The following is a 20533-nucleotide window of genomic DNA, read 5'->3' on the forward strand; positions in this document are numbered from 1 at the left end:
GCATCCGCATCCGACGCACCGCCCACCCGGACCGCCTCACACCTGAGGGACCCTCATGCCGTCCAAGACGCCACCGAAGCCCCTGCTCACCCGTGAATCACGCCGCGTTCGACGGATCGCCACCGCCACGCTCGCCCCTGCGCTGCTCTTCGGCGGCACCGCCTGCGGCCCGCTCACGGACACCGGTGACAAGGCGTCGGACGGCCCCTTCTCCGGCGAGTCGGGCCCGGACATCCTGAACAGGTCACTCCGTACGATCAAGACCGCGACCTCGATGACCTATGACTTCGCGGGCACCACGAGCGAGGGAGAGTTGAAGGGCCGTTTCGCCGTCAACTCCCGAGGTGAGTGCGCCGGCACCCTCTCCATGGGAGCCACCGGCACGGCCGAGCTGATCAAGGTCGGCGACACAGCCTGGATGCGGTTCGACGAGGCGTATCTCAAGGAGTTGGGCAAGGACGAGTCACCCGCCGACCGGGCGGCCACGATCAAGGTGATGAAGGGCCGCTACATCGAGGCGGACGCCTCCGACCCCGACGCCAGGGAGAGCCTCGAACTCTGCGATCTGAACGCGATGCTGGCGAACTTCGAGGAGGAGAGCACCGCCGCGCGGGTGGGCGGGGAAACCACCGTCAACGGCCGCAGGGCGCTCACCCTCACCGAGACCGACGGCAAGGTCACCTATCGGGCCCAGGTGGCGACGGAGGGGAAGCCCTACCTCCTCAAGGCCGAACAACTCGGAGGCGATGAGCCGTTCATGATGGCCTTCTCCGGGTTCGACGAGCCGGTCCCGGTGAAGAAGCCGGCGCGGAAGGACATCCTCGATCTGGAGAAGCTCGCCCAGCGGTAACACCTTCGGCACCAGCAGGGGAGGCCGCCCTCAGGGGCGGCCTTCGGCATGCCGGAGCGCCGCGTCCTCGGCGCACCCCGGCTCGGGGCACGACCCTCCGCGGTGGACACCGGCTACGGCCCGCGCCGGTCAGCCCCCGCGCGGGGGCCCGGGGAGCGGCCGAGGACGCGCCGTCTGATCAGCCCCCCGCGCGCTGGGCCCCGGGGCGCCGAACGGCCCAGCCCCCGCACACCCGCGTGGGGCGCCGAACCCCTACCCTCCGCACTGCGCCAGCATCACCTCCTTGTCCGCGCTCGTCACCGCAAGCTCATACGCGACCGCGACCTGCGCGAATCTGGCCGCGTAGGCACAGCGGATCGGCTTGTTCGGGGGCAGCCAGGACGCCGGTCCCGAGTCCCGTTTACGGCTGTTGGCGGCGCCGTCCACCGGCAGCAGGTTCAACGGGTCGTTGGCGAACTGCCGACGCTTCTCCGCACTCCAGCGGGCCGCCCCCAACTGCCAGCCGTACGACAGCGGCACCACATGGTCTATCTGCACCTGGGACGCCCGCTGCTTGCGCCAGTCGATCAGCGCCCCGGTGTACGGGTCCCGCAGGGTCATGGCGACCACCACGCAGTCGGAGCCCTGGCGGTAGCGCAGTTGGCTGCCGTCACGGGCCAGCAGGTCATTGCGGGTGTCACAGCCGTTGCGGGCCAACGGCACCCCGTCCGCACTGTCGGTCCATGACGAACCGAACTCATCGCGGTCATAACCGGTCCGCGGCCCGCGGCCCTTGGTGGACACCTTCGCGATCAGTTCACGGGCGGCCGTGCGATCCGCGTCCGACCCGATCGGGCCGAGCCCCCGTGCGGTCCCCTCGGGGTTGGCGAGCGGACTGATCCCCGTACCGCTACCGGTACGGGCGCCGGCGGACGGCTGAGCCGTGGACTCGTCGGACGGTTCGAGTGACACACCGTCACAGCCGATGAGCAAGGCCGCCGCGAGGACGGTGGCGGCAACCGCGAAGGTGTCCACCAAGGGGCGCTGACCGTTGGGTCTGTTCATCCGCTCAGGCTACTGATCGGGGTACGGCAACCCCCCGGGTCGCCCCACCCTCAAGCGCTCATCGTCCGTTGTCAGTGGTCGGTGCCACCATGACGGGACCTGAAAGAAGAAGGAAAGAGGGAGATCCACCATGGGCACCTGGGACATCGGCCACTTCGACAACGACACGGCAGCCGACTTCGGCCACAACGTCGATGACGCACCTTCCCAGAAGCGTGCCGACGTGCTGTCCGACGCCCTGCGGCGCACCATCGCCACCACCGGGTTCCTCGACAGCGACGAGGGAGCGGAAGCCGTCGCCGCAGCCGCCCTGATAGCCGCCCAGTGCCCCGGCGGAGAGCCGATCACCACCGCGTACGGCCCCAAGGAGCCCCTGCCACCGCTCCCCGTCGAGCTGCGCCCACTCGCGGTCGAGGCGCTCGACCGGGTGCTGGGAGAGGAATCCGAGTTGCTTGAGCTCTGGGCGGAGTCAGGCGAAGCCGACGCGTGGCGGGCGGGCATCGACCAACTCCGGGCCACCCTCACCACCACCGGCTGACCCAGGGGCGCTAGGGGGAGCGGCCCGGACCTGACGGAGCGCACCCCCAGCCGCCGCAGTGCTCCACGGCCACGAGCGGTGGAACTCCATAGCCCGTGGAGCCTTACGGCCGCTCCTCGATCACGAGCCCAGGATCGTGGTGAGGAATTCGCCGGTCCACCCCAGCAGTTCCCGACCCACCACGGGCTTGCCACCGATCTTCCCCGCCGCGGGACGCGGCACCAGCACCTGGTGGGCGGCGGGCTTGATCACCGAGCGGGGATGCAGCCGCTTCAACCGCAGCTCCTGGGACTCCCTCAGCTCGACCGGGGCAAACCGGATGTTCGCCCCCTGGAGGACGATCTCACCGACCCCGCAAGCCCGGGCCAGCATCCGCAGTCCCGCGACCAGCAGCAGGTTCTCCACCGGCTCCGGGAGCTTGCCGTACCGGTCGACGAGCTCTTCGCGGACGGCCTTGATGTCCTCTTCCGTATTGACCGCGGCGATCGACCGGTACACCTGGAGCCGCAGCCGCTCGCCGGGGGCGTAGTCATGCGGAACATGCGCATCCACCGGAAGCTCGATCTTCACCTCCAGCGGCGGCTCTTCCTGCACCCCGCCCTCCAGCGAGGCCCGGTAGTCCGCGACCGCCTCGCCCACCATCCGCACATACAGATCGAAGCCGACGCCCGCGATGTGCCCGGACTGCTCCCCGCCGAGCAGATTGCCCGCACCACGGATCTCCAGGTCCTTCATCGCCACATACATGCCCGCGCCCATCTCGGTGTGCTGGGCGATGGTGGCGAGGCGCTCGTGCGCGGTCTCGGTGAGCGGCTTCTCCGGCGGATAGAGGAAGTAGGCATAGCCCCGGTCCCGGCCACGACCGACCCGGCCGCGCAACTGGTGCAACTGCGAGAGACCGAAGTTGTCACCGCGCTCCACGATGAGCGTATTGGCGTTGGAGATGTCGATACCGGACTCAACGATCGTCGTGGAGACGAGCACATCGAACTTCTTCTCCCAGAAGTCCACCACCACCTGCTCCAACGCCGACTCCGACATCTGGCCATGGGCCGTGGCGATCCGGGCCTCCGGCACGATGTCCCGCAGCCGAGCCGCCGCCCGGTCGATGGACTCCACCCGGTTGTGGATGTAGAAGACCTGGCCCTCGCGCAGCAACTCGCGTCGAATGGCCGCGCCGATCTGCTTCTCCTCGTACGGACCGACGAAGGTCAGCACCGGGTGCCGCTCCTCCGGCGGGGTGGTGATCGTCGACATCTCACGGATACCGGTGACCGCCATCTCCAAGGTGCGCGGGATCGGCGTCGCGGACATCGTCAGCACATCCACATTGGCCCGCAGCTTCTTCAGCTGCTCCTTGTGCTCCACGCCGAACCGCTGCTCCTCATCGACGATGACCAGTCCGAGGTCCTTGAACCTGGTCTCGGACGAGAACAGTCGATGCGTACCGATGACGATGTCGACCGAGCCCTCTCGCAGCCCCTCCAGGGTCGCCTTGGCGTCCGCGTCGGACTGGAAGCGCGACAGCGCCCGCACCACGACCGGGAACTGGGAGTACCGCTCGGAGAACGTCCCGAAGTGCTGCTGCACCAGCAGGGTCGTCGGTACGAGCACGGCGGCCTGCTTGCCGTCCTGGACCGCCTTGAACGCGGCCCGTACCGCGATCTCGGTCTTGCCGTACCCCACATCGCCACAGACCAGCCGGTCCATCGGAACCGTCTTCTCCATGTCCTCCTTGACCTCGGCGATCGTGGAGAGCTGATCGGGGGTCTCGACATAGGGGAAGGCGTCTTCCAGCTCACGCTGCCAGGGGGTGTCCGGGCCGAACGCGTGCCCGGGGGCCGCCATCCGGGCCGAGTACAGCTTGATGAGGTCGGCCGCGATCTCCTTGACGGCCTTCTTCGCCCGCGCCTTGGTCTTGGTCCAGTCCGCACCGCCGAGCCGGTGCAGAGTCGGGGCCTCACCACCCACGTACTTGGTGATCTGCTCCAGCTGCTCGGTGGGGATGTAGAGCCGGTCGCCGGGCTGACCGCGCTTGGCGGGCGCGTACTCGACCACCAGATACTCCCTGGTCGCGCCCTGGACCGTGCGCTGCACCATCTCCACATAGCGGCCGACACCGTGCTGCTCATGGACGATGTAGTCGCCGGTCTCCAACGTGAGCGGGTCGATCGTCTTACGGCGGCGGGTCGGCATCCGCTGGCCGTCCTTGCCCGCGGCCTTCTGACCCGACAGATCCGTCTCGGTGAGGACGGCGAGCTTCAGACCGGGGTCGATGAAGCCGTAGTCGATCGAGCCGCAGGCCACATGGACCAGGGACGGGGTGATGTCGTCGAGGCTGGCTTCCAGCCGGGCCGCGATGCCCTCGCTGCCCAGCACCTCGGCGGTACGGGCCGCGGGGCCGTGGGCCTCGGTGACATAGACCGTCTGCCAGCCGTCCGAGAGCCAGCCCTTGGTGTCGGCGAGCGCCCTCGCGGTGTCGCCGCGGTAGGACTCGGTGGCGTGCATCCCCAGCTTGATGGTGCCTTCGGAGAGCTCCTCGTCGGCGGCGAAGGGCGAGACGGACCACCACATCATGTCCAGTTCCCGCGCCCGGTCCCGAACCTCGGCGATCCCCCGCAACGAGGCCGCGCCCACGTCGATGGGGGCCTCTCCCCCGCCGGCCGTGGCGGCCCACGAGGCGTGGAGGAACTCCTGGCTGGTGGCCACCAGGTCAGCGGCCCTGGTGCGGACCCGCTCCGGGTCGCAGACCACGGCCATCGAGCCCTTGGGCAACACGTCGAGCAGCAGTTCCATCTCGTCGACCAGGACCGGAGCCAGTGACTCCATGCCCTCGACGGCGATTCCCTCAGCGATCTTGTGCAGCAGCTCGCCCAGCTCGGGATGGGCCTCGGCGAGTTCCGCCGCCCGCCCGCGCACCTCGTCGGTCAGCAGCAGCTCCCGGCAGGGCGACGCCCACAGACCGTGCTCGGCGACTTCCAGCGACCGCTGATCGGCGATCTTGAAGTAGCGGATCTCCTCGACGTCATCGCCCCAGAACTCCACCCGTAGGGGGTGCTCCTCAGTTGGCGGAAAGACATCCAGGATGCCGCCGCGCACCGCGAACTCACCGCGCTTCTCCACCAACTCCACCCGGGAGTACGCGGCTGCCGCCAGCGCGTCCACCACATCCCCGAGGTCGGCCTGCTGCCCGGACCGCAGAGCCACGGGTTCCAACTCGCCCAGGCCCTTGACCTGCGGTTGGAGCACGGAGCGGATCGGCGCGACCAGCACCGAGACCGGCCCGGTGGAGGGGTCGTCGCTGGATGGATGGGTGAGCCTGCGCAGCACGGCGAGCCGTCGGCCGACCGTGTCCGAACGCGGCGAGAGCCGCTCATGCGGCAGCGTCTCCCAGGAGGGGTACTCGGCGATCCCGTCCTCGGGCAGCAGCGAGCGCAGCGCGGCGGCCAGATCCTCCGCCTCCCGCCCGGTCGCGGTGACGGCGAGCACCGTACGCCCGGTCCCCCGGGCGAGCGCGGCCACCGCGAAGGGCCGGGCCGCGGGCGGCCCCACCAGGTCAACGTGGGCAGGGCCGGGACCACGAGCGGTCTGCACCGCCTCGGCAAGCGCAGGGTCGCGGACGACGGCATCGAGGAGACCGTGCAGGCTCATGAAAGGCTTTCCGTCCCGGGGGGTGCGCAACACAAACGACCCGACACGTCCAACGGGCCGGGCTCTCCAGCGTACGCCCGCGGGGGTGGGGGGCGCCTCCGCAGTGGGTGGGCCGTCCCAGGGCCACGAGCCAATCGGCGCGCACTCAACGATCTTGGACTGCGGCGGACCGGGTCACCCGGTCTTGGTCAGCGCGTCGGCCAGCTCATCGGCTCCGGGAGTACCCGGGGGCAGCGACCGGTGGAGAGCCTTGGCCCGGGTCCGGGTGAGCCCCGTGCGGTAGGCGGTCGGAAGACGGCCATACGCCTGGGCAGCGATCTGAGCAGCCTCGACCGGCTCACCGTCCTGGGCCCGGCAAGATGCTTGATCGATGGCGATCAAGGCCCGTGTCATCAGGGAGGGCGACCGCGAAAGCTCCCGTGCCCGCGTCTGTGCCTGGTAGGCACGATCGGTCTCACCCAACACCGTCAGTGCCTGACTCATGTGAACGAAGTGCTTCTGCATCGGATACCCGAACCAGGTGTCCGCGTGTTGCTGCGGCGTCAGCCGCTCGGCAAGCGCCTCCGTCCGCGCCACCGCTTGCAGTGCCCTGTCTCGATCCCCTCCGGCTGCATAGGCACGAGACGCGACAGCGGACGCAAGCACCGCGGCAGCCGAGGGAGCACCGCCCGCAAGATGCCGCGCCTTGTCCGCAAGCCGGGCAGCCGCCTGCGGTGCGCCGTAGTTCAACGGAACCATGGCCTCCCGGCCCACCACCCAGGCGTTCAGCAGCCGGTCCCCTGACTGCTCAGCCGCCCGCCCAGCAGTGTCGAACCAACGGTGGGCCTCGCGATGCTGCCCGAGGTCATGCAGAACGATCGCAGCCATACCCGCCATCTGCCCCGTCGCGTGGCACAGGGCCGTACGGTTCCGGACCGTCTGGGGTCGGAATAGGGAACGGCGCAGTTCGGCGAAGTCATCGAGAAGAGAGGAGAGTACGTCGAGGGGAGTCTGGCCCGCATAGCCGTAGCTATGGCGCTCGGCCGTCGACTCCCAGAAGCCAACGTCGATGATGCTGTGATCAGCGGAGAGAGCAGCATCGATCTCATGACGGGTGTGGGACAAAGCGGCGAGCCCGGGACCTGCCAGACCGGCAGCGAGCGCGCCGCGCAGGAGAATGCGGCGCTTCATTGGGTCGTCTCCGTCTTCTGCGCTGTGGGGAGTTGCTGAGAGCGGAACCTCCCCGAGGCTTTCCCTCAAGCCTAAGTCCTGACCGCCGATATCCGGGCGGTCCAGCGGAACTTCGAGCCCATCTCCAGTTGAGGTCTGTTGCTGGGAGGTGATCAGAACTTCGAGTTCGCGCATGGTCAAATCAAAAAATAGTGCGATCTTTGACCGCTGCCATGGCTGAGGACTGGCGGAACCACGTTCCCAGCGCTGAACCGTTGATCGGTCAACCCCGACTGCCTCTGCGAACTTCTCTTGACTGCAACCGCATGAATTCCGGTGCTGGGCAAAGCGCTCCCTCCTGCCCGTCATTGTTCCTACCTCTGCGGCCGGGCGAGCTTACTGAACAGGCTATCCAGCGAAGCCTATGCGCCTCCTAAGCGCAGCCTTTTCAGAGTGGCTTGAGTTCCCCCGATTCGGTGTTCTTTGTTCATCGTCCTCAGACTGGGAAAGGGAGGCGCACTGTTGAGTGAGTCAAAGCCGGTTGAGCGAGCGGGTGACGCCTCTGAACAGCCGGACACCCCGTCGATAGGCCACCCATTGGGCAGAACTACGCCCCAGACGCCAGGTGAACAGCACCAGGTCTGCGCCGCCCTGGCCGTCATGCCGATGCCGCTTGTCGCTTGTCGCTTGTCGCGCAGATGATGCGACTGGCCCCCGACGCGGGCGATCCGCTCTATGTCGAGACCTTTCTCCGCTGCAAGCTGGCAGCACACACCACCGGTCGCCACCACGACCTGGTGTGGCAACTGGACGACTCCCGGCAGGGCGAGATGTGGGCCGCTTGGGCGGATGGCCGGGCGCCCGAGTCCGTACTCCTGCTGCCTGACTGTCCAGCTCACAACGGAAGGTCGGATCAGAACGACGAAGCCTGCACTCTCTTCGCCCGCCATCGGGGCCCGCACAGCTTCGACCTCTGCGACCCGGAGATCGAGGCGATCCGCGCCACCCCCGAGTACGGCCGGCTGACCGCGGAGATCGATGCGCTCATCGCCGCCTGGCGACACCGCGTCCAGGGGACTTCGTAGGTACCCAACGCACGGCCCCCGGGATGCGATTCCTCCGCGTCCCGGGGGCCGTCCCCCATTACCGCAGCCCCGCAGGGCTCCCCCGGTCCTCTGGTCGGTTACTCGGTCGCGATGGCGTTCAGTACGTTCATCCGGCCCGCCCGGAAGGCCGGGACCAGGGCGGCGAAGAGACCCACGAAGGCCGAGGCGACAAAGACCGTCATGATCGTCGGCCAGGGGATCTCCAGGACCTTCAGGCCTTCCAGGGCCAGCAGCTTCTGGGCCGCCATGCCCCAGCCCATTCCCAGGCCGAGACCGAGCAGCGCGCCGAAGACGGCGATCACCACCGACTCCATCCGGATCATGCGGCGCAGCTGTCGGCGGGAGAGTCCGATGGCGCGCAGCAGACCGATCTCCCGGGTCCGCTCCACCACCGAGAGGGCGAGGGTGTTCACCACTCCCAGTACGGCGACGATGATCGCGAGTGCCAGCAGACCGTAGACGATGTTCAGCAGCTGGCCGATCTGGTCCTTCAGGGTCTGCTTGTAGTCGGCCTGGTTCTGCACCTTGTACTGCGGGTACGCCTCCAGGGACGCCTTGAGCGCGGTGAGTGCCTCCTTCTCCTGGCCGTCCTTCGCGGACGCGAGCAGCATCAGGTTCTGCGGCATCTTGTCGGCCGGGACATGCTGTTGCAGGGTCGCCGTGCTGATGAACTTCACGCCCTGGTCGAGTGCGCCGTCGTCCGAGGTGATGGCCCTGACCTTGAGCTGGACGGTGTCCCCGACGATGAAGTCCACGGTGAGGGTGTCTCCGACCTTCACCCCGTGCTTCTTGGCGTACTCGTCCCCCACCGACATGGAGCCCTTGCCGTATGCGGCGTTCAGGTCACCGTCCACGACCTTGCGGCGCAGGTCCTGGGGGTAGGTGGGGTCGGCCGCGACGACGGTCTCCTTGGCGGCCTTGCCGTTCGGGGCGGTGACCTTGGCGGTCACGTCCTTGTACTGGGTGATGTGGTCGATGGAGTCGGTCTTCTTCATCGCCTCGTAGGCCTGCGGCACGATCGGCTGCCCGGTCTCGGTGCGCACGATGAAGTCCGCGCCGACCGACTTGTCGAGTTCGTCCGTCGCCGACGCGACCATCGAGGAACCGACGACCGACAGGCAGGCCACCAGGGCGAGGCCGATCATCAGGGCGGCGGCGGTCGCTCCCGTACGGCGGGGGTTGCGTAGCGCGTTGCGCTCGGCCATCCGCCCGACCGGGCCGAACATCCGCAGCAGCACCACGCTGATGGCCCGTACCACCACGCCCGCCAGCAGCGGGCCGATCACGATCAGGCCGAGGAGCGAGAGGACCACTCCGATGCCAAGGACCATGGAGCCGTCGCTCGCCTTGTCCGCCTGGGTGGTGGCGTAGAGGGAGGCGGCGCCGGCGCCGGTGAGGACGAGCCCGATGGCGGCCCTGATCCAGCCGGACTTGCGGTCGCCCGGGTTGCCCGCGTCACGCAGTGCGGCCATCGGGGAGACCCTGCCCGCTCGGCGTGCGGGAACGTAGGCGGCCAGGATGGTGACGATCACACCGAGGGCGACTCCGACGATGGGAGTGGTCGCCTTGACGGTCAGGTCGTCGGTGGACAGGTTCATGCCCATGGAGCCCATGAGTTCCATCAGCCCGATGGCGATGCCCACTCCTGCTGCGACACCGGCGATGGAGCCGACGATGCCCAGGAAGAGCGCTTCGATCAGTACGGAGCGGTTGACCTGCTTACGACTGGAGCCGATGGCCCGCATCAGACCGATCTCGCGGGTGCGCTGGGCGACCAGCATCGAGAAGGTGTTGACGATCAGGAAGATGCCGACCAAGAAGGCGATCCCGGCGAAGCCGAGCATGGCGTACTTCATGACGTTCAGGAATTCGCCGACGTCCTTGCGGCCCTCGTCGGCGGATTGCTTCGCGGTCAGGATCTCGTAGCCGCCGCCGAGGGCGGCGCCCACGTCCTTCTTGAGCTGATCGTTGCTCACCCCGTCAGCCGCCTCGGCCGTGATGTTGGTGAACAGTCCTTCCTTGCCCAGCAGATGGCGCTGGGAGGTGGGGGTGTCGAAGAAGAACACCGCCGCACCGGGGTTGGTGACCTTGAACGAGGCAATTCCGACGATCTTGGTGGTGAAGTCGCCGACGGCGGAGATCGTACGGACCTCGTCGCCGATGCTGAGGTTCTGCTTGTCGGCGGTCTCGGCGTCGACCATCACCTCGGTGGGGCCGCGCGGGGCGTTGCCCGAGGAGATCTCCATGGAGCGGAGTTCGTTCCTGGTCCAGTTGCCGGCGATGGTGGGAGCACCGCCGCTGGCACCGATGTCCTTGTTCTTGGAGTTGACGACGGTGACGCTCGCACTGGTGACGGCGCCCTCGGCGGCCTCCACACCGGGTGTCGCCGCGACCTTCGCCAGAACGGAGGCGGGCAGGGCCGCCGGCTTGCCGCTCTGCGGTCTCTCGTCGTCCTCGTCCTCCTCACTCGGGCTGACGGTGACATCGGCCGAGGTGATGGCGAAGAGCTTGTCGAAGGTGGTGTTCATGGTGTCGGTGAAGACGAGCGTCCCCGACACGAAGGCGACGGAGAGCATGACCGCTATCGCCGACAGCGCCATGCGTCCCTTGTGCGCGAAGAAGTTGCGCAGGGAGGTCTTGAATACGGTCACGACGTACGCCCCCGGGCGTCGAAGTCCTTCATGCGGTCCAGTACGGCGTCGGCGGTGGGGCGGAACATCTCGTCCACGATCCGGCCGTCGGCCAGGAAGATCACCCGGTCCGCGTAGGAGGCCGCCACGGGGTCATGGGTGACCATCACCATGGTCTGGCCCAGCTCATCGACCGAGCGGCGCAGGAAGCCGAGTACCTCGGCGCCGGCGCGGGAGTCGAGGTTTCCGGTGGGCTCGTCACCGAAGATGATCTCGGGCTGGGCGGCGAGTGCCCTGGCGACGGCGACGCGCTGCTGCTGACCGCCGGAGAGCTGGTTGGGCCGGTGCTTGAGCCGCTCGGAGAGGCCGACGGTGTCAACGACCCGGTTGAGCCAGGCGGCGTCCGGCTTACGGCCCGCGATGTCCATGGGGAGGGTGATGTTCTCCAGGGCGTTGAGCGTGGGCAGCAGATTGAACGCCTGGAAGATGAAGCCGATCCGGTCCCGGCGGAGTTGGGTGAGCTTCTTGTCCTTGAGGCCGGTGATCTCGGTGTCGTCGAGGTAGATGTTGCCCGAGGTCACGGTGTCGAGGCCGGCGAGGCAGTGCATCAGGGTGGACTTGCCCGAGCCGGACGGACCCATGATCGCGGTGAACTGTCCGCGAGCGATGTCGACATCGACATGATCGAGGGCGACCACACGCGTCTCCCCGGAACCGTACGCCTTGACGACCTGCCGACCGCGTGCGGCGACGGCCGTACGCCCTCCGGTGTCCCCGTGGCGGGGAGTGGTAACAGCCGTTGTCACTTTAAGTCTCCAAATGTCGGTCGGTTCAGATGTCGCCGCGTACCCGAATGAGTCTGTCGGCGGAAGGAGTCCGGCGCGCTGGGGCAAGGCGCAGTCTTGAACCGGGGGTTTTCCCCACCCCCGGCGATGTCCTCAACTGCCCGACGCCGTAGGAACAACGTAAGCAGTGAGTCGCACTGTTCTCCTCGTTCCGGGGTACGAGCGTTCCCCGCCCGGACGTAGGGAGGAGCCCCTAGGGGTTCTCCACCCCCGGATGGAAAACCCCCTACCCCCGGCCCTGCGGATGGGAGATGTGCGTCACCGAAAGAGCCTGCACCCTCCCGCTGCGTCAACCTCAAGTGAGAAGGTGTCCCCGGAAATAGGTGCATATCGAAAGGATTTGGTGGTGATAGAGAGACCGGAGCCGTCCACAGCGGACCAACGGCCCCCAAGACCCGCCCAGCAACCCCCGGGACGCCGAGCGCTGGTCGCCGCGCTGATGATGAGCATCGCCCTCGTCGCGCTGGAGGGCACCACGGTCTCCACCGCCGTTCCGCAGATCGTCGGCGACCTCGGCGGCTTCTCCCTCTTCTCCTGGATCTTCGCCGGCTATCTGCTCGCCCTCACGGTCAGCATCCCCATCTACGGCAAGCTCTCCGACACCCTTGGGCGCAAGCCCGTCCTCGTCGTCGGCATCGTCATCTTCCTGATCGGCACCATCCTGTGCGCCACCGCCTGGAACATGGGCTCGCTGATCGCCTTCCGGGTGATCCAGGGGCTAGGCGGTGGAGCGATCCAGGGCACCGTGCAGACGATCGCCGCCGATCTCTACCCCCTGAAGGAACGCCCCAAGATCCAAGCCCGGCTCTCCTCGGTCTGGGCCGCCTCAGCGGTCGCGGGACCGGCGATCGGCGGGCTGCTCGCCACCTACACCGACTGGCGCTGGATCTTCCTGGTCAGTCTGCCGGTAGGCCTCGTAGCGCTCTGGCTGATCCAGCGCCATCTCCAGGAACCGTCGCGTCCGAAGGTGACACCACGCCCTCGTATCGACTGGCCCGGCGCGGTCCTCGTCTTCAGCTCGGGCACCACGCTCCTGATCGCCCTGGTGCAGGGAGGCATCGCCTGGCCATGGCTCTCCGCCCCCTCCCTCGCCCTGTTCGGTACGGGTGTGGCGCTGATCGCCCTGACCATCGTGGTGGAGCGGCGAGCGGCCGACCCGATCCTGCCCGGCTGGGTCTGGCGCAGACGCACGATCGCCGCCGTCAATGTGGCGCTGGGCGCGTTGGGGCTGGTGATCATCGCGCCCATCGTCTTCCTGCCGACCTACGCGCAATCCGTACTGGGTCTGGGACCGGTCGCCGCGGGTTTCGTGCTCTCGGTGATGACGATCAGCTGGCCCATAGCCGCCGCGTCCTCCAGCCACCTCTACAACCGCATCGGCTTCCGGATGACCGCCATCATCGGCATCTCACTCGCCTCGCTGATCCTGGCGGTCTTCCCCTTCCTTCCCTACCCCGGCTCCGCCTGGCAGCCGGCCTTGCTGATGCTGCTCCTGGGCGGGGCGTTGGGTTTCTTCCAGCTACCACTGATCGTCGGTGTGCAGGCGACCGTGGGTTGGTCCGAGCGGGGCACCGCGACGGCATCCGTCCTCTTCTACCGCCAGATAGGCCAGAGCGTGGGAGCCGCACTCTTCGGTGCGGTGGCCAACGGTGTGCTGGCCTCCCGCCTGGGGGGCTCGGGCGATCTGGACTCGGTGTCCACCGCACTGGAGGACCCGGCATCCCTCACCGCCGAGGCCGCGGACCGACTGCGCCGAGCGGTGGACACCGCCGTGGACTATGTCTACATCGGGGCCGCGGCGGCAGCCGTGCTCGCCCTGCTGGCCCTGGTGTTCATCGCCCCCCGCCGCTTCCCCGTGATCGATGATGAGACAGCCCCACCAGAGCCGGTGCTCGATCAACCCCTCACACCGAACGCACCCTGCGACAAACCCTCCTGACGCCCGGAGGACCCACCCGCTTCTCGCCAGGCACCCGGTGCGCCGCTTTGCCTGACGTACCCGAGATTCCGTTAGGGTTGGCCGGCGCTTGCCAAGTGCCCAACTCATATTGCTCCGGGGGGAGTTATGACATGGAACGAATGGGAACAGGCCAAGGCTGAATCCTTGGCGGCGATACGGCACGGACCCGTCCCAACCAACTCCCCGCCGAAACCGGCGGCAGTTCGGGGGACCTCGTCGTCCATATGCAAGATCGCGGGCAGCGAACCGGGGCAACTCGAAGGGCTCCCGTTCAACGCCTACATCCACGACACACTCACCGGCTCCACCAGCCACCGCGAGCGCTTCACCCTCCTCCTCGCAGCCACCCAGAAGGCGCTGAAAGGCATGGGGTGCGAGAACAACCCCGTCATCCCCGACACCCCACCCCCCGCAGTGAAGTAGCCCAGTGAAGCAACCGCGTAAAAGGAGCCGTCAGCCCTCCGCGGGGGTCCTCCCCGTCAAGGCCGCCAGGCTGCTGCGCACATGTGCCATATGTGCCTGCATCTCCTCGCGGGACTCCTCATGCTCGCGCAGCACCCGTTCCGTTTCGCGCGTGGTCCGTTCCTCCTGGACCTGGGCCTGAGTGATCAGTTCGGTTGCGCGGGCCTCCGCGTCCTCCTGGTCGTGGCGGGACTTCTCCTCGGTTTCCGAGAACGCCCGCTTGGCCTTCGCAAGGACGCTCTCCGCCAGGGTCATCAACTCCGTGTGACGCGCCTCCTGCTCCGCGAGACGCGCGGCGAGCTCCCGGCCGTCCGCCTCCCACCGCGCGGCCTGCTTCGACTCCAGGTCGGCAAGGAGACCCTCGGCGCGGTCGCGCATCTCCTCCCACGCCGTCAGGGCATCCGCCCGAAGGGCCTTCGCCTCCTCCCGGGCCTCCATAAGCGTGCCATCCGCGGACTTCTGGGCGGCTTGCAGCGCACGTTCAGCATCGTCATGGGCCTTGGCCAGCAACCGGTCGGCCTCTTCGCGGGCCTCACCCCGGAGCCGACGCGCCTCGGCATCCGCCGCCTGAGCAGCCTCCCGCGCGGCGGCGTGTGCGCTCCCCCGCACGTCGTCCGCCTCCTCCTCGGTGAGCGCCAAGAGTTGCTGGGCCCGCTCGCCCATCGCCTCGTACGTCTGCGGAGCGAGCGTTGCGACCACCTCGCGCAGCCGGGTCGCCTCCGCCTCCATCTTCTTGGCGAGTACGGTCAGCCGCGCCGTCCGCTCCCAGGCTTCGTCCCGATCTTGGGACAGGGCGGTGACATGGGCGTCGGCCTGCTCCATGTGATAGCCACGACGCACGACGGCGAAGCCATGAGCTGACACCGATGCAGCACTCATCCTTCAAGCCCCTTCCGCGATTCTGTACATATCATCCCGGATTCCAGCAAAGTGTCGACATTGCGACACTCCACCTAACTATGTCGGCCAAGGATGCGGTACCCGTCCCAAGAAAACGAAACAGGCGTCCGGCCCGCAATCACGGACCGGACGCCCCTACGTCCCGAACGGCGACAATTACAGCAAACCGTCCCACATCTGTTCGAGCAGAACTGACCACCAGTTCTCCGGCGATGCCAGCGCCGCCGGGTCCAGTGATGCCAGCTGCGCCTGGAAGTCGACGGTCCAGCGACCGGCCTGCTCCGGGTTGAGGCTGTAGCGGTAGCGCCACATCCGACCGAGCAGCGCCATACAGCGCACGAACTCCGGTAGCCCGCTGTTGACGAACTGCGGCGCCGTCGGCTGCCCACCGGGACCGGCCTCAACCGGCACCGCCACGATATGGGCCGTGCCGTACTGGACACAGATCGCCCGGCCGAAGTCGCTGCCGACCACCAGATAGGAGCCGGCGTCCATCGCGGCCTGCACCTGGCGCTGAGCGGCGAGCTCAGCCAGGGTCGGCACCACCGGCTGGGCGGGCTGTGCCCAGAAGAACGGGTTGAAGTCACCCGGCAGCCCCGCCCACACCAGGGTTGCCGCCACCACCTCCGGCACCCCCTGACGTGAGACCGCTCGCTGGTCGAACCGGCAGATGCCCTGCGGCCCGAACGCGGACACCAACTCCTGCGCCACCGCCTGCGGCGGCACCGCCGGAGCCTGCTGCACATGCTGCAACGGAGCCCGCACCGGTGCCGGCCTGGCCGGACCGTCCGCCACCTGGTGCAGCTCGCCCTGGTGGGTGATCAGTTGACGCATCCCCTGCTGCCGGCTGGCGTGGTCCCTGCCGTAGGGGGCGATATTGGTGATCCTCGCCTGCGGCCAGGTCTCCTTGATCATCCGAGCGCAGTAGCCGCCCGGGAGCTGGCAGGACTCCAGCTCGGTGTGCAACTCCAGCACCTGCTGCGGCGGCACGTTCAGCGCCCGCAGCTCATGCAGGATCTGCCACTCCGGGTGCGGAGTACCAGGTGCCGACCGGCGGATCAGCTGAGCCTCGGAGCCATCGGGCGCGCGGTAGCGCAGCACCGCCTGATATCCGGGGCCGACGGTCGGCACTCCGTGGGGCTGCGGTGGATAACCGTACGTGGGGGGCCTGGCCCCCGGTACGGAACCAGGCGGCGGACCCGGCGGGCCGGGGTGCGCGGGCACACCCGGGCCGCCGATCCCGGGTGGCCCCGGATCGGCCAGCATGGTCGCCGCGCGATGCACCCCGTCTGGCGGAGGGGTCGCCCCCGGGGGAGGACCAGGAGGAGCGGGAGGGCCGGGCGGCCCGGGAGGGGCTTGCGGCCCCGGCGGTCGGGCCTGCCCCGAGTCGAGTTGCGGACTGAGCTGCGTGGGGAGATAGCCGTTCGCGGGCGGTCCCGGAGGAACGGGGGCTCCCGGCGGGCCGGGAGGAGCCGGCGCTCCCGGGATGCCAGGAGGAGCAGGCGGCGGGCCAGGCGGTGGCGGCGTCGCCGGAACCCCACCGCGGGTGGGCCGCTGTGGCCGTTGGCTCTTGCTGGTGGCGGCCTCCGCTATGTCGGCCGCACCACCGGACGACGGCCTCAGCCCACCGATGGGCCCCTCCTGCCTGACCGTCTGCGGCAACTGGCTACCGCCCGACATCAGCGCGGTCGGCGCGTCCGGGCCGACCCCGGACGGGGGCTTCCCGTCGTCGTCCACACCGGCGACGGGCGGCGCGAACACCGTGTCGGGCAACGGCACAGAGGGGTCGTTCGTGTGTATCGAACTGGTGTCGTTCCAGGACGCACCGCCACGGCCGTCCGAAGGCGTCGGCTCACGGTCCCCATCGCCCGCGGGGGCCAGCCACATGGTGCCGCCCTGTGAGGCGTTGCCCCCTGCCGATCGATCGCCTGACCAGGCGGCGTCGCCGCCGATTGACCCGCTACTCGCCTGGGAGGCGTTGGCCGAACCGCCGTCGGCTCCGGCGATGCGGTCGTTGGCATCGGCCGCTGCCGGCGGGGGCGTGTCCCATGGCGCCCGCACGGGCTCATCCGGACCCACCGGGGCGGGCGATGGTCCCGGCGCGTCGGCGACCGGAGCACCGGGGCCGGTGCTCGGCTGGCGCGTATCCGCCGGAACGGGGACAGCTCCGGGGCCACCGGTCGCTCCGACCCCGTCCGAAGCGGCAGGAGTGCCGGCAGCGGGCGAATCGGAAGGCGCGTCAAACCGCCCTACCCCGCGACCGTGCGACGGGGGGACTCCCACCCCCTGCCCCTCCGACGCCGCGACGGGCGCGGGCTCCGAGGTCGGCCGGCCGCCGAGCGTGCCCAGCCTGTCGGCCGCGTCCTGGAGCCACTCCGGTGGAGTGAGCAGGAACGACGTCTGATTGAGATCGATCCGCTGGGGCGGTGGGGTGGCGGCCTCGGGAGCGATCGCCTGGGCGCCGTACTCCTCCTCGTACCGCCTGATCACCTCGCCGATCGGCAGTCCGGGCCAGAGCGTCGCCTCACCGCTGTCCCGCGCGATCACCAGGCGCTGATGCCCACCATCCGGTGTCGCCACGTCCTCACGGTCCTCGGCCCACACTACGAAGCCGAGTTCGAATTCCCGCACCCGCACCTCACGGTGCTGGTACACCGGCATATCGCCGTTGACCCACTCTTCCGCACGCTCCTGCGCCTGCGCGAAGGTCACCATCGGAGCGTCACTCCCCATCCGCGACTGGGACGACGTGCGCAAAGCCGCCGTCCACCATCAGATTCGCCACAGTCTCCAACTCGGGCGGATTGCCAGCGAGCCGCTGGAGGAACCCATCGAAGTCAGCACCACACGGCAACAACAGCCGATCCACCCGGTCCTGAATGTGCCAACCATTCTGGTCCCGCGCGTCGTCATAGGCGCAGAACCATACGGAACCGATCGCCGAACCCCTGACCTTCACTGCCAGAATGCCACCCTGGACAAAACCGACACCCAGGAAGTCCTTGGTGAGATGGTCACGCAGGCACTTGTTGACATAGACCAGGTCATTGACCGCGGCCTCGTCCCGGACCGTGAAGAACGGCTGGTCGACCAGGAGACCCAGTTCGGCATCGAGCGCGGTGCCGACCGGGGCGCACCCCCCGGCGGCCTTCAGGAACGAGCGGTAGGCCCCCGGCAGCCGATAGCCCAGCTCCTCCTCCACACCGAGGAGCTGCTGCTCAGTGACGGACAACGTGCCCTTGGGAAGGCCGAAGTGGGCGGGCCGGGTCTCCTGGAGCGGACGGGTTCCACGCTTGTTCTGATCCACGGCGGCGGTCGCCAGGCCGCCGTGGTGGCGCAGCAGCGCCTTCACCTCGACCGGAACCAGTTCCATCCGCCGAGTCCCGCGGACGTGATGCCAGGTCCAGCCGTGCGGAGTAGCCACCGCGGGGACCGTGTCCCACAGCTGATGGCCGCTCGCGTGCAGCGCGGCATTCGCCGATACGTAGTCGGTGAGGCGCAGTTCATCGATGCCGAAGCCCGGCGGCGGTTCAGCGATCTCCGCCATGGCACGGACGTACGGGCTGAAATCCGGATACCCGTCGGCGTCGATCCGCACCCCTCGGGGGTGCCGGGAGGCTCGTACCGGATCGGGGAAGTACACAGTCTGACCGGCGTAGCCCGCATTCGGCGGCGCGACGTTCACCGGACCGTTCGGTGGCGTGACGTGTCCCTGGGGGCCAGGCGGTGCCCCCAGCCCTTGCCGACCTGTCGTCATGGCGATCTGCCCCCTGCTGGCTTCTGGCTGTCCGGGACAGCCTATGCGGGTGGACCAACGGGGAGTACCGGTCCTTCCAGGAGTCCCGCTGTACGTCACCAACCGTCACGGGCGAGTGACCGAACGACGACGAGAGGACACGTTTAACCCACCCCGCTTCCACAGCCCGCACCACGTTTGGCAAGGTGTTCACCCAACTCGGGGGAGTGCACGGGAGGGGACAGCGACACCATGCACACAGCGCAATCAGGTCAACCGGTCACCACAAGTGACCCTCGTCTCAGCTGGAGCAGCACCGAGGAAGGAGGGGTACCCGCGCTGAGCCACCGACGGGACGGCATCCTGCCGGCCGTCGCAGCCGCGCTCTCCGTCCAAGGGGAGACGCTCAAGTCCACTGCGGGCAAGGGCGATCAGCCACCTGTCCTCCATCCCCTCGTACGGGACTTTCTCGACCGGCTACCGAGCGGGCAGCGGGAGCGCTTCACCGGCCGATGTCCTGAAGCAATTCTGCTGTCGCGCCATCTGACCAGCGCCGAAGGCAAGCGATCCAAGCGTGCCCGGCGCAGGCCACTCAGCCACAGCGAGGCCAAGCGAGCGCTGAAACAGTCAAAACTGACGGCGCGCAGAATCCGTGAGGACGGCGATCCACTGCACGGCAGTTACGCGGCGCCCTGCCGCTCCTGCGCACCGATGCTCGACCACTTCGGGGTACGCGCAGTGGACCCGACCGCCAACGAGAACGGCTGAATCCGCACCGATGTCCGAAAACCTCAGTACGACCCGGTTTCCCGTCGCCGTCGACGCCGCGCTGCGCGAGGCGGGGTGGCAGCCTGGCCGCTGGGACATCAAGCTCGCCGAACACTGGGCCGACAGCCTGCGTGCCTACGCGTCACCAGCGGGACACCAGCACAGCGTCTTCCCGGCGGCGGTGGAGGCCTGGGCGGAGTTCGGCGACCTCCGGATCACCGCCCCCGGCCCAGGCCGACAGACCGCCCCGCCCACCCTCCACATCGACCCACTCGCCGGCCTCCACCTGGCACGCACCCTCGCTGACCTCGGACGCGCACTGGACACCGAGGTCTCCCCACTGGGCTCGGAAGGCGACAACCAGGCGGTGCTGGCGATCGACTCACAGGGCCGTGTGTACAGCGTGGACCACACCGGGGACTGGTACTTGGGAGTGGACATCGTCCAGGCCCTGACGACGCTCGTCCTGGGGTTGCAGCCACGGCGTCTGTCCATGGGGGTCCCCTAGGCGGGGGGCCTTGTTTTTGCGGGGTGACCGTGTCCTGGGGTCTTGGGCGCCTCGGCTGGGTGCTCCTGTGTTGGTTGTTCTCACCGGGGGTGGGGGGTTCCGTCCTCAAACGCCGGACAGGCTGAGGCGGGACCCCTGGCAGGGGCCTTGCCTCGGAGGAGGTGACCCAGTCCCGAGGACTTGGATGCCCCGGCTGGGCGACCCCGTGTCGGTTATCCCCACCGGGGTGGGGGGTTCCGTCCTCAAACGCCGGACAGGCTGAGGCGGGACCCCTGGCAGGGGCCTTGCCTCGGAGGAGGTGACCCAGTCCCGAGGACTTGGGCGCCCCGGCTGGGCGACCCCGTGTCGGATGTCCCCACCCGAGGCGGGGGGTTCCGTCCTCAAAC

General features: G+C 68.5%; 15 protein-coding genes. 7 read left to right on the top strand and 8 right to left on the bottom strand.

All coding sequences use genetic code 11. The features are described from left to right. Window positions 1-55 precede the first annotated feature (55 nt). The gene (locus NBG84_RS18370) at window positions 56-850 is read left to right on the top strand and encodes a hypothetical protein (protein WP_250920559.1); all 795 of its coding nucleotides are present in this window, start codon (window positions 56-58) and stop codon (window positions 848-850) included. A 252-nt stretch (window positions 851-1102) separates the two neighbouring features. Here the strand turns inward: NBG84_RS18370 and NBG84_RS18375 are convergent, their stop codons facing one another. After that, window positions 1103-1894 carry an HNH endonuclease family protein gene (locus NBG84_RS18375; protein WP_250920560.1) on the bottom strand — a complete coding sequence of 264 codons (792 nt, stop codon included), beginning with the start codon at window positions 1892-1894 and terminating at the stop codon, window positions 1103-1105. 130 nt (window positions 1895-2024) lie between these two features. Between NBG84_RS18375 and NBG84_RS18380 the strand changes: the two genes are divergently transcribed. Beyond that, on the top strand, window positions 2025-2432 hold the full coding sequence (locus tag NBG84_RS18380) for a DUF4259 domain-containing protein (protein ID WP_250920561.1): 408 nt from the start codon (window positions 2025-2027) through the stop codon (window positions 2430-2432). Window positions 2433-2552: 120 nt separating this feature from the next. Here the strand turns inward: NBG84_RS18380 and mfd are convergent, their stop codons facing one another. Continuing rightward, window positions 2553-6083 (bottom strand): transcription-repair coupling factor, encoded by a 3531-nt coding sequence (gene mfd, locus NBG84_RS18385; protein ID WP_250920562.1) that lies wholly within the window; start codon window positions 6081-6083, stop codon window positions 2553-2555. 174 nt (window positions 6084-6257) lie between these two features. After that, complete coding sequence (locus NBG84_RS18390) at window positions 6258-7601, bottom strand: helix-turn-helix transcriptional regulator (RefSeq protein ID WP_486679377.1); 1344 nt, start codon at window positions 7599-7601, stop codon at window positions 6258-6260. Window positions 7602-7912: 311 nt separating this feature from the next. Here NBG84_RS18390 and NBG84_RS18395 point away from each other — a divergent pair, with 311 nt between their 5' ends. After that, on the top strand, window positions 7913-8317 hold the full coding sequence (locus tag NBG84_RS18395) for a hypothetical protein (protein WP_250920564.1): 405 nt from the start codon (window positions 7913-7915) through the stop codon (window positions 8315-8317). A 98-nt stretch (window positions 8318-8415) separates the two neighbouring features. Here the strand turns inward: NBG84_RS18395 and NBG84_RS18400 are convergent, their stop codons facing one another. Both NBG84_RS18400 and NBG84_RS18405 read right to left on the bottom strand, forming a co-directional pair. Continuing rightward, window positions 8416-10989: an ABC transporter permease gene (locus NBG84_RS18400; protein WP_250920565.1), complete on the bottom strand. Its 2574-nt coding sequence runs from the start codon at window positions 10987-10989 to the stop codon at window positions 8416-8418. Next, window positions 10986-11774, bottom strand: a complete 789-nt coding sequence (locus NBG84_RS18405; RefSeq protein WP_250920566.1) for an ABC transporter ATP-binding protein — start codon at window positions 11772-11774, stop codon at window positions 10986-10988. Before NBG84_RS18405 ends, NBG84_RS18400 begins: the two co-directional genes overlap by 4 nt. Window positions 11775-12162: 388 nt before the next feature. On the opposite strand from NBG84_RS18405, the gene NBG84_RS18410 reads away from it, so the two are divergent. Then, window positions 12163-13752, top strand: a complete 1590-nt coding sequence (locus NBG84_RS18410; protein WP_486679378.1) for an MDR family MFS transporter — start codon at window positions 12163-12165, stop codon at window positions 13750-13752. 126 nt (window positions 13753-13878) lie between these two features. After that, window positions 13879-14196: a hypothetical protein gene (locus NBG84_RS18415; protein ID WP_250920568.1), complete on the top strand. Its 318-nt coding sequence runs from the start codon at window positions 13879-13881 to the stop codon at window positions 14194-14196. Between the two features lie 30 nt (window positions 14197-14226). Here NBG84_RS18415 and NBG84_RS18420 read toward each other — a convergent pair whose 3' ends face one another. The 3 genes from NBG84_RS18420 to NBG84_RS18430 all read right to left on the bottom strand — a co-directional run bounded on the left by NBG84_RS18420 (window position 14227) and on the right by NBG84_RS18430 (window position 18892). Beyond that, window positions 14227-15114: a coiled-coil domain-containing protein gene (locus NBG84_RS18420; RefSeq protein WP_250920569.1), complete on the bottom strand. Its 888-nt coding sequence runs from the start codon at window positions 15112-15114 to the stop codon at window positions 14227-14229. Between the two features lie 177 nt (window positions 15115-15291). Beyond that, window positions 15292-17850 carry an SUKH-4 family immunity protein gene (locus tag NBG84_RS18425; protein WP_250920570.1) on the bottom strand — a complete coding sequence of 853 codons (2559 nt, stop codon included), beginning with the start codon at window positions 17848-17850 and terminating at the stop codon, window positions 15292-15294. Between the two features lie 7 nt (window positions 17851-17857). Next, window positions 17858-18892 carry an SMI1/KNR4 family protein gene (locus tag NBG84_RS18430; RefSeq protein WP_250920571.1) on the bottom strand — a complete coding sequence of 345 codons (1035 nt, stop codon included), beginning with the start codon at window positions 18890-18892 and terminating at the stop codon, window positions 17858-17860. Window positions 18893-19123: 231 nt separating this feature from the next. On the opposite strand from NBG84_RS18430, the gene NBG84_RS18435 reads away from it, so the two are divergent. Both NBG84_RS18435 and NBG84_RS18440 read left to right on the top strand, forming a co-directional pair. Then, complete coding sequence (locus tag NBG84_RS18435; RefSeq protein ID WP_250920572.1) at window positions 19124-19639, top strand: YwqJ-related putative deaminase; 516 nt, start codon at window positions 19124-19126, stop codon at window positions 19637-19639. A gap of 10 nt (window positions 19640-19649) precedes the next feature. Continuing rightward, entirely contained in the window at window positions 19650-20147 is a 498-nt protein-coding gene (locus tag NBG84_RS18440) for an SUKH-3 domain-containing protein (protein ID WP_250920573.1), read from the top strand. Window positions 20148-20533 lie beyond the last annotated feature (386 nt).

Origin of the sequence: Streptomyces albipurpureus (genome assembly GCF_023701525.1) — a bacterium.
Taxonomy (GTDB): domain Bacteria; phylum Actinomycetota; class Actinomycetes; order Streptomycetales; family Streptomycetaceae; genus Streptomyces; species Streptomyces albipurpureus.